The sequence below is a fragment of the Bacteroidota bacterium genome (assembly GCA_005882315.1).
Classification (GTDB): domain Bacteria; phylum Bacteroidota; class Bacteroidia; order Chitinophagales; family Chitinophagaceae; genus VBAR01.
This window is the reverse complement of record VBAR01000005.1, coordinates 13225-28532: the sequence shown is the minus strand read 5'-3', so window position 1 is coordinate 28532 and position 15308 is coordinate 13225. Positions and strand designations below refer to the sequence as shown.

The 15308-nt window shown below is 39.4% G+C and carries 14 protein-coding genes; 12 read left to right on the top strand and 2 right to left on the bottom strand.

The genetic code is table 11. The features are described from left to right. Positions 1-10: 10 nt before the first annotated feature. Positions 11-2653: a glycosyl hydrolase gene (locus tag E6H07_17795; GenBank protein TMI61753.1), complete on the top strand. Its 2643-nt coding sequence runs from the start codon at positions 11-13 to the stop codon at positions 2651-2653. Positions 2654-2745: 92 nt separating this feature from the next. On the opposite strand, the gene atpC is transcribed toward E6H07_17795, so the two are convergent. Next, positions 2746-3000, bottom strand: a complete 255-nt coding sequence (atpC, locus tag E6H07_17790; protein ID TMI61752.1) for an ATP synthase F1 subunit epsilon — start codon at positions 2998-3000, stop codon at positions 2746-2748. Between the two features lie 15 nt (positions 3001-3015). Beyond that, positions 3016-4512 carry a F0F1 ATP synthase subunit beta gene (locus E6H07_17785; GenBank protein TMI61751.1) on the bottom strand — a complete coding sequence of 499 codons (1497 nt, stop codon included), beginning with the start codon at positions 4510-4512 and terminating at the stop codon, positions 3016-3018. Positions 4513-4647: 135 nt separating this feature from the next. On the opposite strand from E6H07_17785, the gene E6H07_17780 reads away from it, so the two are divergent. From E6H07_17780 to E6H07_17730, 11 genes are all read left to right on the top strand, one after another. After that, positions 4648-6276 carry a hypothetical protein gene (locus E6H07_17780; GenBank protein ID TMI61750.1) on the top strand — a complete coding sequence of 543 codons (1629 nt, stop codon included), beginning with the start codon at positions 4648-4650 and terminating at the stop codon, positions 6274-6276. 35 nt (positions 6277-6311) lie between these two features. Then, entirely contained in the window at positions 6312-7514 is a 1203-nt protein-coding gene (locus E6H07_17775) for a hypothetical protein (protein ID TMI61749.1), read from the top strand. A gap of 125 nt (positions 7515-7639) precedes the next feature. Beyond that, positions 7640-9433 (top strand): DNA polymerase III subunit gamma/tau, encoded by a 1794-nt coding sequence (locus E6H07_17770; protein TMI61748.1) that lies wholly within the window; start codon positions 7640-7642, stop codon positions 9431-9433. 72 nt (positions 9434-9505) lie between these two features. Beyond that, positions 9506-11203 (top strand): pyruvate dehydrogenase complex dihydrolipoamide acetyltransferase, encoded by a 1698-nt coding sequence (locus E6H07_17765; GenBank protein TMI61747.1) that lies wholly within the window; start codon positions 9506-9508, stop codon positions 11201-11203. Between the two features lie 91 nt (positions 11204-11294). Continuing rightward, positions 11295-12053, top strand: coding sequence for an energy transducer TonB (locus E6H07_17760; GenBank protein ID TMI61746.1), 759 nt, complete (start codon positions 11295-11297; stop codon positions 12051-12053). A 48-nt stretch (positions 12054-12101) separates the two neighbouring features. Continuing rightward, positions 12102-12608 (top strand): transcriptional regulator, encoded by a 507-nt coding sequence (locus E6H07_17755; protein TMI61745.1) that lies wholly within the window; start codon positions 12102-12104, stop codon positions 12606-12608. A 1-nt stretch (position 12609) separates the two neighbouring features. Further along, positions 12610-12984 carry a hypothetical protein gene (locus tag E6H07_17750; GenBank protein ID TMI61744.1) on the top strand — a complete coding sequence of 125 codons (375 nt, stop codon included), beginning with the start codon at positions 12610-12612 and terminating at the stop codon, positions 12982-12984. 86 nt (positions 12985-13070) lie between these two features. Then, complete coding sequence (locus tag E6H07_17745; GenBank protein ID TMI61743.1) at positions 13071-13469, top strand: hypothetical protein; 399 nt, start codon at positions 13071-13073, stop codon at positions 13467-13469. 9 nt (positions 13470-13478) lie between these two features. Continuing rightward, complete coding sequence (locus E6H07_17740) at positions 13479-14195, top strand: DUF2071 domain-containing protein (GenBank protein TMI61742.1); 717 nt, start codon at positions 13479-13481, stop codon at positions 14193-14195. 35 nt (positions 14196-14230) lie between these two features. Further along, entirely contained in the window at positions 14231-14596 is a 366-nt protein-coding gene (locus tag E6H07_17735) for a CoA-binding protein (protein ID TMI61741.1), read from the top strand. Positions 14597-14812: 216 nt separating this feature from the next. Beyond that, positions 14813-15289 carry a hypothetical protein gene (locus E6H07_17730; GenBank protein TMI61740.1) on the top strand — a complete coding sequence of 159 codons (477 nt, stop codon included), beginning with the start codon at positions 14813-14815 and terminating at the stop codon, positions 15287-15289. Positions 15290-15308: the final 19 nt, after the last annotated feature.

Genomic DNA, 15308 nt, shown 5'->3' with positions numbered 1-15308 from the left:
CACCTCGTTTATGCTTACGAAATTAATACAATTTTGCTGCTTCGTTTCAGTACTTGTTCTTAGTTTAACAACCTACTCACAGCCAGCCCCTACTTCTGGAGAAGAAAGACTGAAAACTATTCAACAGCGCAAGACTCTTGAACAGAATTCTTTAGTGAATAATGTTAAATTCCGCAATATCGGCCCAGTTACTATGAGTGGCCGTGTTGTTGATATTGAAGCTAACCCTGAAGACCCGACAGAATTTTATGCCGCCTATGCGAGTGGTGGTCTGTGGCATACCACCAACAATGGTCAATCATTTAATCCCATTTTCGATAGCGAAGATATTTTGACTATTGGCGACATTGCTGTTGATTGGAAAAACAAAACTATCTGGATCGGTACTGGTGAAGTAAACAGCAGCCGTTCTTCTTATGCTGGTATAGGCGTTTATAAAAGTTCAGACAATGGTAAGACATGGAGCTACCAGGGTTTACCTGAATCACATCATATCGGAAAAATCTTATTGCATCCGACTGATCCGAACACTATTTGGGTAGCAGCATTGGGTCATTTGTATTCTCCTAATAAAGACCGCGGTGTTTACAAAACAACAGACGGGGGAAAAACATGGAAACAAACTTTATTTGTTGATGATAATACTGGTGCAGTGGAAATGGATATTAATCCATCCAACCCGAAAGAAGTGTATGCAGCCGTTTGGTATAAAACAAGGCGTGCATGGCAATTTGAAGAAAGCGGAAAGACCAGCGGCATTTATAAAAGCAATGATGGCGGCGATACATGGCAATTTGTTTCCGGTCCCGGCTCAGGTTTTATGACCGGTGAAAAGATCGGACGTATTGGTCTGTGTGTATTTCCGAAAAACCCGAATATTGTTTATGCAATTGTAGATAACAATAATCCAAAACCTGATACAACACAGAAGAAAGCTGACTCGAGTTATAAAAAAGAATTTTTCAAATCCATTACAAAAGAACAATTCCTTGCATTAGAAACACGGTGGATCGATACATTTCTCCGCAAAAATTTCTTTCCGGCGAAATATACTGGTGCAGGTGTGAAAGAATTGGTGAAAACCGATAAAGTACCACCCACTGCACTATACGATTACCTCGACAGTGATGATGGTTTTCAGAATACAGGCATTTATGGTTGTGAAGTATACCGCAGCGATGATGCAGGAAAAACATGGAAGAAAACACATGATAAAGCCATTCCTACTTTCAATACATATGGCTATTACTTTGCAAAAATTTATACATCCTCTACTAATCCGGAGAATGTTTATATACTTGGCTTTAATGCGATGTACTCAAAAGATGGTGGAAAGAATTTTGTAAGCATTGATAAATCAGGTGTGCATGCAGATCATCATGCGTTGTGGGTAAACCCTAAACGTGATGGCCATATCATCAACGGAAATGACGGTGGCATCAATCTCTCGTATGATTATGGCGAGCATTGGTTTAAAGCCAATTCAATACCTGTCGGACAGTTTTATGGGATCACCACCGACAATGCAAGACCTTATAATGTTTATGGTGGTTTGCAGGATAATGGTGTATGGGTTTTTCCTTCTCAATCACCCCGCAATCCATTTGCTGGATCAGGTTTGGGTCAAACTGTTACAGCAGAAACAAGTATCGGTGGTGGTGATGGTATGCAGGTGCAGGTAGATCCAAGAGATAATGTTACCACTTACTCCGGTTCGCAGTTTGGCTCTTATGCAAGAACCAACCGGGTGACAAGAGAAAACACAAAACGAATTACTCCGAGGCATGAATTAGGTGATAAACCTTTGCGTTTTAACTGGCAGACGCCTATTTGGCTTAGCCAGCATAATCCTGATGTACTTTATTATGGTGCCAACCGTTTTTATCGTTCATTAAATAAAGCTGATACATTATTACCAATGACCCCGGATTTAACCAATGGCAGAAAACCGGGTAATGTACCTTATGGTACACTTACAACTATTCACGAATCACCTTTACAATTTGGATTGGTATATACAGGTTCGGATGATGGCAATATTCATATAACAAAAGACGGAGGATATAATTGGGAGCAGATAAACCAAACTGTAATAACTACACAGCCTTCTTCAAAAACAAAAGTAAAGACTATAACAGGAAAACCTCAAACTTCTCTCAAACTTCAAACAAACAATCTCTGGGTTAGCCGTGTTACTGCTTCTGGTCATAAAAATTCAAGAGTATATGTTTCATTGAACGGTTATCGCTTCGATAATTTTGCGCCGTATTTATATGTAAGTGAAGATTACGGACAATCTTGGACTACAATTGGAAAAGATCTGCCAAACGAACCCATCAATGTAATAAAAGAAGACCCGAAGTATGACAGCATATTGTATGTAGGAACAGATGGTGGATTGTATGTAAGCATTGATAAAGGAAATAATTTTATGTTATGGAATGCAGGTATGCCTAAATCCGTTCCGGTACATGACATAACAATACAACAAAGGGATAATGAAATTGTGATCGGCACACATGGCCGCAGTATTTATATTGCTAAGCTGGATGATGTGCAAAAATTATTAAAAGACCCTGAGTACAGGGTTAAGATGGCAAAGGAAAAAGATCTAAAGACAAAAGTAGATAGTAAAGGGAATGATATAAACTGACCTTACATCTATTACAAATAAAAATCCCCCCGGTCACGAAGAGCGGGGGGACAATTTCATTTCACAATTCCGGATAAACTGGTTTTCCTGTCTCAATGCACGGGTACTGCGCCTTCGACTAATACGGTTACTTTATTATTTAATACTTCGGTAAATCCACCCTGGATATCGAAGCTTTCTGTATGTGTTTTATCTTTTAGGATCTTCAGACGTCCCGGTTTCAATGCACTCACTAATGGCGCATGTCTGTCCAGCACTTCAAAACTTCCGCTGATGCCCGGCATCTGCACGCCGTACACTTCATCGCTGAAAACTTTTCTTTCTGGTGTAAGAATCTCTAGATTCATAGTTTTTAATACTTTTTATTTAGCCTCAGCCATCAATTTCTTACCTTTTTCAATTGCATCATCAATTGTACCTACCAGGTTGAATGCTGCTTCAGGATAGTCATCCACTTCACCATCCATGATCATGTTAAAACCACGGATCGTTTCTTCGATCGGAACGAGTACACCTTTCAAACCAGTAAATGCTTCAGCCACATGGAAAGGCTGAGAAAGGAAACGTTGTACTTTTCTTGCACGTTGTACAGTCATTTTATCATCGTCGCTCAATTCATCCATACCAAGGATAGCGATGATATCCTGTAATTCTTTATAACGCTGTAAGATCAGTTTAACACGGTTAGCACAATCGTAGTGCAGATCACCAACGATCTTAGGAGTAAGAATTCTTGATGTAGAATCCAGCGGGTCAACCGCAGGATAGATACCTAAGTCAGCGATCTTTCTTGACAATACGGTTGTAGCATCAAGGTGGGCAAAGGTTGTTGCAGGCGCCGGGTCAGTCAAGTCATCCGCAGGTACGTAAACCGCCTGTACAGATGTGATAGAACCATTTTTGGTAGAAGTGATACGTTCCTGCATCAATCCCATCTCTGTTGCAAGCGTCGGCTGATATCCCACCGCTGAAGGCATACGGCCTAATAATGCTGATACTTCAGAGCCAGCCTGTGTAAATCGGAAGATATTATCAACGAAGAACAGAATGTCTTTTCCTTTACCCGTACCATCACCATCACGGAAATATTCCGCAACAGTCAAACCACTAAGGGCAACCCTTGCACGGGCACCGGGTGGTTCATTCATTTGACCGAATACGAAAGTCGCTTTTGAATCTTTCAGGTCTTCCATATTCACTTTGCTCAGATCCCACCCGCCTTTTTCCATGCTATGTTTGAAATCGTCACCATATTTCATGATGTCTGCCTCGATCATCTCACGCATCAGGTCATTTCCTTCACGAGTTCTTTCACCCACACCAGCAAATACTGATAAACCTGCATATGCTTTTGCGATATTGTTGATCAATTCCTGGATCAATACTGTTTTACCCACACCTGCACCACCAAACAGACCGATCTTACCGCCTTTTGCATAAGGCTCAATCAGGTCAATAACTTTAATACCGGTAAATAATATTTCGGCAGCAGTTGAAAGGTTTTCAAACATTGGAGGTTTGGCATGAATCGGACGACCTCCTTTTTTAGAAACGGCAGGCAATCCATCGATAGCGTCGCCGGTTACATTAAATAAACGTCCATTAATACCCTCACCAACTGGCATTGCAATAGGAATACCCGTATCAACAACCTCCAGCCCACGAACAAGGCCCTCGGTACCATCCATTGCTATGCAACGAACGCTGTCTTCACCCAGGTGCTGCTCTACTTCCAGAACCAGTACATCGCCATTCGGCCTTTTCAGTTCCAATGCGTTATAAATTTCGGGGAGGGTGCCATCGAATTGCACGTCAATCACGGCGCCGATGATCTGTTTGATTTTGCCAGCTTTTGCCATAAATTATTTAATTAGGTAGGTCTGTTTTGAGGCCGCAAAGGTAAGGGGGTAGGGGTAATCTGCCAATTTGAAAAACAAGGAATTTGAAGGTGGGGAAAATATAAATTGAAGGCATGGCTTTTGCAAAACATCGGTATGAAAAAAATATTTATCGCTATCGCCATCCCGGTTTTGCTTATTGCCTGTAATAATGTGAATACCGATACTGAAAGTACTTCTAAACAGGAATCAGAAAAGAAAATTAGTCTCCGTGACAGTGGAATTAATTCCACAAACTCATATTCTAACCTGTTTTTTGACAGCACAGTATTAGAAAATTTTGTTGCCGAAAAAAAAATAGATGATACCCTGGCTCGCCGCATGCGCAGCTTTTATAATACCCGCAATTACCAGTTTGCATGGTTTAGCAGTAATGGACTTACTGAACAAGCACGAGGCTTTTGGAACCTGCATGATTATGTGATGGCTTATGAACCCGATTCTTCCCTGACTGATAAAAAGTTCCAAAAAAGAATGGATAACCTGCTGGCAGAAGATGATTTGTCTGTTTCAGCTTCTGATAAAACATATTTGAACACTGAGCTTACATTGACGCAACATTTCATTTTATACATGTTACATAATTATGATAAAGGTTATGTAAAGCGTAAAGAAATGGAGCGGTTCATACCCCGCAAAAAAGAAGATGCACTTGCTTTGGCTGATTCATTGATAAATAAAAAACATAAAGATGATAAATATTTTGAAGATGTAAATCCAACCTATAAAGCGTTAAAAGATCAATTGGCAAAATACCTGGACATTGCAAAAAAGGGGGATTTACCGCAGGTTAATCCAATAAAAAAATCACTTAAGAAAGGAAGCAGTTCACCAGAAATAGTATCAATAAAAAAGATATTACTCGCTACCGGAGATCTGGCAATAGCCGATACCAGTCAATTGTTTTCTGACACATTAGAACTGGCTGTAAAAGGTTTCCAGGAACGATTTGGATACACCCCTACAGGTGTCATTACAGATTCCCTGATCAAACAAATGAATGTTCCTGCAAAAAAAAGAGTACAGCAAATACTCATGAATATGGATCGTATGCGGTGGCTTGCCAGTGATCCAAAAGGAAATTTGATCATAGTGAACATCCCCGAATTTGTGTTGCATGTTTATGAAAGTGGTAAAAAAGTTTTTGATATAAATGTTGTAGTGGGTAAGGAAGGACATAATACAATGATGTTTAATGGCGATCTGAACCAGGTAGTGTTTTCGCCGTACTGGAATGTTCCGCCAAGTATTGTAAGCAAAGAAATTTTACCTGCAATTGAAAGAAACCCAAATTATCTGCAAGGACAAAATATGGAGATCACGGGTAATGAAGATGGCTTACCAGTCATTCGGCAAAAGCCGGGTGCTGGAAATGCATTAGGAAAAGTCAAATTTTTATTCCCCAATAGTTTCAATATTTATTTTCACGATACCCCTTCAAAAAGTTTGTTTGAGAAAGACAAAAGGGCCTATAGTCATGGTTGTATACGGTTGCAGGAACCTGAAAAAATGGCAAACTATGTTTTGCGGGATCAACCTGAATGGACACCTGAAAAAATTTCAGCGGCCATGAACAGTGGTGAAGAAAAATTTGTGAAAGTGAAACAACCGATCCCCGTTATAATTACTTATTATACTGCATGGGTTGATGAGCAGGGGCGTATCAATTTCCGAGATGATATTTATGGTCACGATGCGAATCTCGCAGCGAAGATGTTTTTATAATCACTTAGCCGCTGTTTATTACTTTTGCTACCTATATGCAACTAACGGAAGTAAATAGTACTAGCCTGGCAAAAGAGTTTATTAGGGTAAATATTGAACTTAATAAAAACAATCCCGCCTATATCCGTCCGTTGGATAAAGACGTTAATGAGGTTTTTAATACTAAAAAAAATAAGGCTTACCGGTTTGGGGAAGCCACCCGCTGGATATTAAAAGATGAGGATGGAAATTTCCTGGGACGAATTGCCGCATTTACAAATAAAAAATATAAGAACAAGGGTGATGATGTGCCCGTCGGTGGTATTGGCTTTTTTGATTGCATCAACGACCAGGCTGCTGCTGATATGTTGTTTGATGTTGCCAAACACTGGCTGATACAACGTGGCGTAGAAGCAATGGATGGACCGATCAATTTTGGTGAACGGGACCGGTGGTGGGGACTAGTGGTGAAAGGACATGAAATAGAACCGATGTACTGCATGAATTTTAATCCGTCGTATTATGTTCTGTTATTTGAAAATTATGGATTCAAAAAATATTACAACCAGGTATGTTTTTCATTGCGGGTAAAAGACAGGATACAGCAAAAATTTTACGACCGTCATGCAGAATGTGCAAAGAACCCGGATTTCAGTTCAGCGCATATAGACAAAAATCAACTGGAGAAATTTGCACACGATTTTACGATCGTTTATAATAAAGCCTGGGCAGGACATGGCGGTATGAAACAACTGGAAGAAAAAGTAGTAGTGAAAATGTTTAAAAGCATGAAACCTGTGCTCGATGAAAGATTGTGCTGGTTTGTTTATTATAAAAATGAACCGGTTGGCATCTGGATCAATTTACCTGACCTGAACCAGTGGTTTAAACACCTGCATGGAAAATTCAGCCTGTTTCATAAATTGAAATTTCTTTGGATAAAATCTACTGTAAGAAATAAAAAGTTTACGGGACTTGTATTTGGGGTGGCACCAGAAGTTCAGGGACGAGGCGTGGACAGCTATATGATAGTAGAAGGCGCCAAACTGATCCAGGGTGTTACTATAAATAATAAGGGTGAATATAATATAGGCCATGTTATCTATGATGACTACGAAATGCAATGGATCGGCGAATTCAATCCTAAAATGATAAATGTCGCTGAAGCATTAGGCACTTACCGTAGCCGCATACTCACTACGTATCGTTATTTGTTTGACCAAACAAAAGAGTTCAAGCCGCATCCAGTACTTAATTGAGAACTAATGAGTCTTTGAAGATTTATCAACATTGTAAAATTCTTCTCATCATTCAATTATTTGGTTTCTTATCTTGCAAGTCTCTCTAAAGGATTTTTATACTCCCTTTAAGAGGCCGGAGGTTTATGGAGAAGTTTATTGTTTCAGCCCGCAAATACAGACCACAATTATTCGACTCAGTCGTGGGGCAATCACATATCACTACCACACTTAAGAATGCGATACTGAATAATCAACTGGCGCATGCATTTCTTTTTTGCGGGCCGAGGGGTGTGGGTAAAACAACCTGTGCAAGAATTTTAGCCAAAACCATCAACTGCGAAAAGCCAACTAAGGAAGGCGAAGCCTGTGATAAATGCCAAAGCTGTAAATCATTCAATGACGGCGCATCGATGAACTATTTTGAACTCGATGCTGCATCAAATAATTCTGTTGAAAATATCCGTGACCTTGTTGACCAGGTTCGCTTTGTACCACAAACAGGAAAATACAAAGTGTATGTGATAGATGAGGTTCACATGTTAAGTTCAGCAGCATTCAATGCTTTTTTGAAAACATTAGAAGAACCTCCACCCTATGCCATTTTCATTTTAGCTACTACAGAGAAACATAAAATACTCCCAACGATCCTTAGCCGCTGCCAGATCTTCGATTTTAAAAGGATCACTATCAGCGATACCGTTGCACACCTGGAAGAAATTTGTAAAAAAGAAAAAATAAAAGCAGAGCAACCTGCCTTACAACTGATAGCCCAGAAAAGTGAAGGCTGCATGCGGGATGCATTGAGCATACTTGATAAGATCGTAAGTTTTACAAACGGAGATGTTGCTTATGCCAATACATTGGAACATCTCAACATTCTGGACGAAGATTATTATTTCAAATTGCTTGATTGTATGCAGCAACAAAACCTCAGTGGTGCTATGTTGCTGTATGATGATATCAACCGTAAAGGATTTGAAGGTGATATGGTGATGAATGGTTTTGCAGAATTCATACGCAACCTGCTGGTATGTAAAGATGAAAAAACAGCCGGGCTGATGGAAGCCGTTGAAGCATTCAAAGAAAAATATATTGCTGAAGCGAAAAAAGCAAACCCTGCATTTCTCATCAGCTCTTTAAATATTCTGAACGAAGCAGAACTGAGCTATAAAGCTGCACGCAATAAAAGATTGCATGTTGAACTTGCCATTATCAAACTCTGTTATTTACAACAGGCTCTTGAGCTCACAACCGACAGCAACGGTTTAAGTAAAAAAAAACTAGTTGATGCCGCAAAGCCGATAGCGTTTCGTTCTATAGCACCGATAGAAATAAGAATTCAGGATTCAGGATTCAGTAGCCAGAAGCCTAAATCAAATGAAGCAAAACTGATAATTGAAACCTCAAAGAAAAAAGCTGAACCGGTTTTAAGCCTAGTTGAAGAAGAAGCCCCATCGGACAACCAACAACCAATACCCGGTAATCAAAAGATTTCTGCTCTCAGCAAGATACGTAGCCAGTATAAATCAGCCGCTAATGGTGATAAAACAATTCCTACTACACCACTTGAAATTGAAAGCTTGCAAAAAGCATGGAATGAATTTGCTCAAATGCTGAAGGACCAGAAGAATGCAGCTGGACAAAATTTTGAAATGGCCTCCCTGCATATTGTCGATGCTCATAACTTTTATGCTAAGACAAGCAATTCTATCCAATTTAAGTTTGTTGAAAACAACGGATTGAAAGTAACTGACTTCTTAAAAGAAAAACTAAACAACCAGCTGTTGAAGTTTTTTGTAGTAATGGAAGAAAATAAAGAAATGCGGCCTGCCATTGATGCACCTCTTACCGCCAAACAACAATTCCAGAAAATGATCGACCAATACCCGCTGGTAAAGGATCTGAAGGAAAAGTTAGGCCTGGAGCTGGATTATTGATTTACTATAACTGCCCTTCTAACACTCAGTTTCCACATTTTGCCTTAATTTCGGCGCACAATTGAAATTGATATGGCTGACGTAATATTAATGCCCCGCCTGAGCGACACCATGACTGAAGGTGTTATTGCTGCATGGCATAAAAAAGTGGGTGATACTGTAAAAAAAGGTGATTTGCTTGCAGAAGTAGAAACTGATAAAGCTACTATGGAGCTGGAGAGTTATAAAGATGGCGTGCTGTTACATATTGGAACAGATAAAGGAGGTAAACTACAGGTGAATGATCTGCTCGCAATCATTGGCTCAGCAGGTGAAGATATTTCTTCGCTTACAAAAACCACTAGTGCTCAACCAGCAGCAAGTTCACAACCAGCTGCCGCTGAAAAACCGGCAGCAACAAGTCCGCAGCCTGCTCCCACTGAAAAACCAGCAGCCAAACCTGCAGCTAAGGCTGCAACTACAACTGCCCCGGCAATGGATATTTCCAAAATGGATGAAGTAGTATTAATGCCAAGACTAAGCGATACAATGACGGAAGGTGTGATCGCATCGTGGAATAAGAAAGTAGGCGATACAGTAAAGAAAGGCGAAGTGCTTGCGGATATTGAAACTGATAAAGCCACCATGGAACTGGAGAGTTATAAGAACGGTACATTATTATATATAGGTGCAGAAAAAGGACAAAAGATCGAAGTGAATGCACTCCTCTGCATTATTGGTGAAAAAGGAAAAGTAGATGTGGATGCAATTGTTGCTGCAGCAAAAGGTGGTGCTGCGGTAAGTGCTCAGCCTACGTCGGCGGAACCAGCAGCAAGTGTACCAGAAACAGCAACCTCACAGCCAGCAACGAGTATCCAACAACCGGCTACAAGTAATGGCCGTCTTAAGGCTTCACCACTTGCAAAAAAATTGGCGCAGGAAAAAGGAATTGATATTAAATCTGTTCACGGTAGCGGCGATGGCGGAAGAATTGTAAAGGCTGATGTGGATAGCTATAGTCCTCAAACTGCAGCAGCTTCACTACAACCGGCTCCAAGTACTGCAAAAGCTGTGACACCTGTTCCGGTTTTTGCTCCTGTTTCAGGTGAAGAAGGGTTTACTGATATACCGAATAGCCAGATTCGTAATATAATTGCAAAACGTTTGGGTGAAAGTAAATTCAGCGCTCCGCATTTCTATCTTACCATGGAAATTAATATGGATAATGCCATGAGTTTCCGTACACAACTAAATGAGCTAAGCCCGGTGAAAGTAAGTTTTAATGATATGGTGGTAAAAGCATGTGCATTGGCATTGCGTCAGCATCCTGCGGTAAATGCAAGTTGGATGGGAGATAAAATCCGTCGCCATCATCATATACATATTGGAATTGCTGTTGCTATAGAAGATGGCTTAATTGTTCCAGTAGTTCGTTTTGCAGATCAGAAAACTTTTCCGCAGATAGCTGCCGAATCAAAAGAGCTTTCTGGTAAGGCAAAGACAAAAAAACTACAGCCAAATGAATTTAGCGGAAATACATTCACCATCTCCAACCTCGGTATGATGGGCATTGAAGAATTTACAGCGATCATCAACCCACCTGACAGTTGCATAATGGCTGTTGGCGGGATAAAAGAAATTGTAGTAAGAAAAGGCGAAGGGTTTGGCGTAAGTAATGTGATGAAAGTAACACTTAGCTGCGATCATCGTAGTGTAGATGGAGCAACCGGTGCTGCCTTCCTGCAAACAGTAAAAAAATATTTAGAGAATCCTGTTGGGATGATGTTATAAACTCAATGAAAAATTTCTAATTATGTCCCGCCCCGGCGGGACTTTTTATTAAATCTCTTTTTCATAAATTCGATATTCAATCAAATCATCCATGAAATTCATGCGGATAATTCTTTTATTAGTAGCAGGTATCATAAACATTCCAACACAAGGCCAGAAGAATAAAAAAGAAACAGAAAAGTATTACGTATTCGATAAAGATTGGAAACCAACAACAGTTGACAAAGCTGTTTACATGATATATGTAGAAAAGAAGAATGATACTACCTGGCAATCGAACTATTACAATTATGTCGGGCCCTTACTTTACGTTGAAACCTATCGTACAGAAGAATCAGATACAGCCCATGGTTATTTTGCATGGTTTAATAAAAAAGGAAAAATAGATTCCTGCGGTACTTTGTATAAAGGAGTTAAGCATGGCAGTTGGCAATTTTTCGGGGATAGTCTTAATCCACAAATCTCTCATACCTATGAATACGGAAAACTGGTGAAGGAGTGGAAAAGATCAGATGATGCAAATAAACCAAAAGGACCAAGCCCTGATGAGAAGGAAGCTTCATTCAAGAATGGCATCCCCGGATGGAGAACCTATATATCAAAAAATCTCACGACTCCTGACAGGGCTTTAAAAAGTCATATGGGCGGAACCATTAATATTGGTTTTGTAATTCTTGAAAATGGGGAAATAGGTGATACCCGTATCATAAAGTCAGTTGAGTTTTCATTGGATAGGGAGGGAATTCGTGTTATTAAAAAATCCCCGGCTTGGGTTCCTGCTGAAAAAGGTGGTAAAAAGGTAAAGGATTATCATGTGCAACCTGTGACATTTGTAATAACTGAGAATTAGTTTTCAATAAATTTTGAAAATTCAAAATATGAGCCGTAGCTTTGGCTCATGAAACTTACAGAAGCAAAACAACAATTCATCAGCAGTTGGGGCGCCTTTGGAACTCATTGGGGCATTAACCGCACCATGGCGCAGATACATGCATTGCTGCTGATCAGTCCCGACCCTCTCACACAGGATGATATAATGGAAGGGCTTAATATCAGCCGGGGCAATACCAATATGAATATTCGTGAACTTATCAACTGGGGACTGGTGGACCGTGTGATATTATCCGGAGAAAGAAAAGAATTTTTTACAGCTGAAAAAGATATTTGGAAAGTAGTAAGACAGATCGTGAAAGAAAGAAAGAAAAGAGAACTGGATCCTATGCTTAAGCTGCTTGATCAACTGGAAGATGTAGAAGGTGATAAAAGAGATAAGCATGTAAAAACTTTTGTAGATACTGTAAGTGGAATAAAAAGACTCGGGTTGCAGGCCGATAAAACACTGGATGTAATGATCAAAGCGGAAGAAAGTTGGTTTGTAAGCAGCCTCGTTAAACTATTCAGGTAATATGAAAGAATTAAAAACAGGTGACTTTGTTTTACAACTGCTGGTGATATTAATTATCATTATTGGTACAGCTTCTGTTGGCAGTACTATTCTGATGGGTTTGTTTTTGTTGGGTGGTGTGCAGATACTTAGTGTTATTGTTCACCTGTTTCACCGGGATAAACCCTGGATAAGCCCCTTAAGAAAATTTTATTATTGGTTGTTGCTGCTTCCTTTAGGCGGGTTTATATATGCCCTGAATGTTGACCATGTAGACAAATATGATATGCCAGAACTTGAGGTCATGTTTTATGTAGGTATTGTTTCTTACCTGCTTGGCATATTCTACTTTATCATCACAATTATTGAATGGCGAAAGGTGAGTAACCAAAACTAAAAACACCGGCCGGTTATAACCGGCCTTTATTAGAAAATATACTTTCATTATTTTCTGAAATATTAAAATTTATAAAAATGAATACGGTGAGAAAAATAGATTGGTATGGCCAGCTCTTCTTCGGCATTTTAATGATCCTTTCCATTTTCATTTTGTTTCTTTACGGTTTCGGATTCGGATTATTAATATTGGGAGCCTGGCAATTAATCAGTGCATTGGCAAATACATTTGGTTTCACTAAGAGTGGCTTGAAAAAAGAAATTCGTAATTACTGGATTTTCACTGTTACTGATCTTTTAATTTTCTTCTCCCCTTTCTTTCTAAAAAATATTTTTGACGAAGATGATCTGGAAGTGTTGATCTGGACCGGGGCAACACTCGGAATGCCTATTGCAATCTATTATTTACGGATCTATAAAAAACTGATCATGTATGTTGATCTTTCAAATGAACTAACCGGGTTTACCAAACATAATAACATTTAAACAATCTTTATGTCCGGCATACTCTTGTCCGCCCATTGGACCAACCTGCTGGTTGCAAACTATGAAGTTGATAAACATTTGCTTGAAAAATTTCTGCCAGCCCGAACAGAACTTAATGATTGGAATGGAAAATATTTTATAAGCCTGGTAGGGTTCCAATTCTCAAAAACAAAACTTCTTGGTATCCCCTCTCCTTTCTATCGCAGTTTTCCTGAAATCAATCTCCGGTTTTATGTAAAAAGAAAAATAAAAGATGGCTGGAGAAAAGGTGTTGTATTTATAAAAGAAATAGCCCCTGCTAAATTGATTGGTTATATGGCAAGCTTACTTTATAATGAAAATTTTATTACACTTCCTTTGAAAAGCCAGATCAGGCATACGATTGATAAGATAAATATCGAATACAGCTTTCCAATTAACAATCATACAAATTATGTAAAAGCAATTGTCAATAGAAACCCTGCTAATTTCGCCGAAGAAACATTGGAAAGTTTTATTGCTGACCATTATTGGGGTTACACAAGAGTGAATGAAAAAATCACTAAAGAATTTCAAATCATTCACCCGCCCTGGAAGATTCATCCTGTTTTGTCATCGGAAATAAAAATCGATGGTGAAAAATTATACGGAAACGATTTTACAAACTTTATGACTCCGCCGTTCAGCATCTTCCTGATGGATGGTTCAGAAACTAAAGTAACAAGACCCTTAGTAATTAAAGATTAAATTCTTTTACCGAATGAGAATATCTTTGTCAAAGCATGATTTTAAAACCGACATTAGTACTTGGTGCTTCTCCTAATCCATCACGTTACAGTCACCTTGCTGTACAGCGTTTGCGTTCGCATAACCACCCGGTATTTGCTATTGGTAAAAGACCGGGCATTATAAAAGATGTATTGATTGAAAAGGAGAAAAAGAATTTTGAAAATATTGATACGATAACCCTCTATCTTAACCAAGATCATCAAAAGGAATATTACGATTATATCATTTCATTGAAACCGCAACGTATTATTTTTAATCCCGGCGCTGAAAACCCGGAACTGGCCTCACTTGCAGCGGATCACAATATCATACCTGTTGAAGCATGTACACTTGTTTTACTCAGCACAGGACAGTATTGACCTCAACTAACTACACGGATTATTACGAAAGCCTTCTAATTCTTTTACGATTATCACAAAGTACTACCACCCGATTTATACCTGTTTAGTCTTCCAATGCTTGCAAGTAAATCAAATAATCACAAACATTGCATCCGTATCCAACCCCTGTGAAGAATGACAACCTTAATCCAGTTGTCATAAACAAAGTTTAAAGAACTTAAAATCTAAAGTCCAATGAGAAACCTAAAGCCGCTATGCGCAGCTATCATGCTGCTCATCGGTGCCGTATCCTCAAACGCACAGGAAACCGCACCCCCCCTTACTGAACCTAATTACAAAAAGCCCCAGCTTTTTACTTCATTACCTGAAAACATCAAGGTCAACGTCGACAACCTGAAAGTACTTCTGAAATCATCTACCGGTGATGCAGTAGCTTCTGATTTAGGTAATGTCTCAGCTTTTGACTTTAATGGCCAGGTAGTTTCTACTGCCAGCACACAAAACAACATGATCAAAAGTGTTGTCATCCGTTCAAGCAACTATAGTGGTGCAAGCCTTACGATCAGCCAGATCACTAATGAAGACGGCAGTATCAGTTATACGGGCCGTATCATCAGTTTCAATCATGGCGATCTGTTCGAGCTTAAACAACAGCCCGACGGCACTTATGCCTTTGTAAAAAAGAAATTCTATGATTTAGTCAACGAATAAAAATCTTAAGTCCATCCAA

Bases quoted from the DNA above. Each gene is read 5' to 3' on its own strand.
- E6H07_17795 (TMI61753.1), top strand. From the start codon at position 11: ATGCTTACGAAATTAATACAATTTTGCTGCTTCGTTTCAGTACTTGTT.
- atpC (TMI61752.1), bottom strand. From the start codon at position 3,000: ATGAATCTAGAGATTCTTACACCAGAAAGAAAAGTTTTCAGCGATGAA.
- E6H07_17785 (TMI61751.1), bottom strand. From the start codon at position 4,512: ATGGCAAAAGCTGGCAAAATCAAACAGATCATCGGCGCCGTGATTGAC.
- E6H07_17780 (TMI61750.1), top strand. From the start codon at position 4,648: ATGAAAAAAATATTTATCGCTATCGCCATCCCGGTTTTGCTTATTGCC.
- E6H07_17775 (TMI61749.1), top strand. From the start codon at position 6,312: ATGCAACTAACGGAAGTAAATAGTACTAGCCTGGCAAAAGAGTTTATT.
- E6H07_17770 (TMI61748.1), top strand. From the start codon at position 7,640: ATGGAGAAGTTTATTGTTTCAGCCCGCAAATACAGACCACAATTATTC.
- E6H07_17765 (TMI61747.1), top strand. From the start codon at position 9,506: ATGGCTGACGTAATATTAATGCCCCGCCTGAGCGACACCATGACTGAA.
- E6H07_17760 (TMI61746.1), top strand. From the start codon at position 11,295: ATGAAATTCATGCGGATAATTCTTTTATTAGTAGCAGGTATCATAAAC.
- E6H07_17755 (TMI61745.1), top strand. From the start codon at position 12,102: ATGAAACTTACAGAAGCAAAACAACAATTCATCAGCAGTTGGGGCGCC.
- E6H07_17750 (TMI61744.1), top strand. From the start codon at position 12,610: ATGAAAGAATTAAAAACAGGTGACTTTGTTTTACAACTGCTGGTGATA.
- E6H07_17740 (TMI61742.1), top strand. From the start codon at position 13,479: ATGTCCGGCATACTCTTGTCCGCCCATTGGACCAACCTGCTGGTTGCA.
- E6H07_17735 (TMI61741.1), top strand. From the start codon at position 14,231: ATGATTTTAAAACCGACATTAGTACTTGGTGCTTCTCCTAATCCATCA.
- E6H07_17730 (TMI61740.1), top strand. From the start codon at position 14,813: ATGAGAAACCTAAAGCCGCTATGCGCAGCTATCATGCTGCTCATCGGT.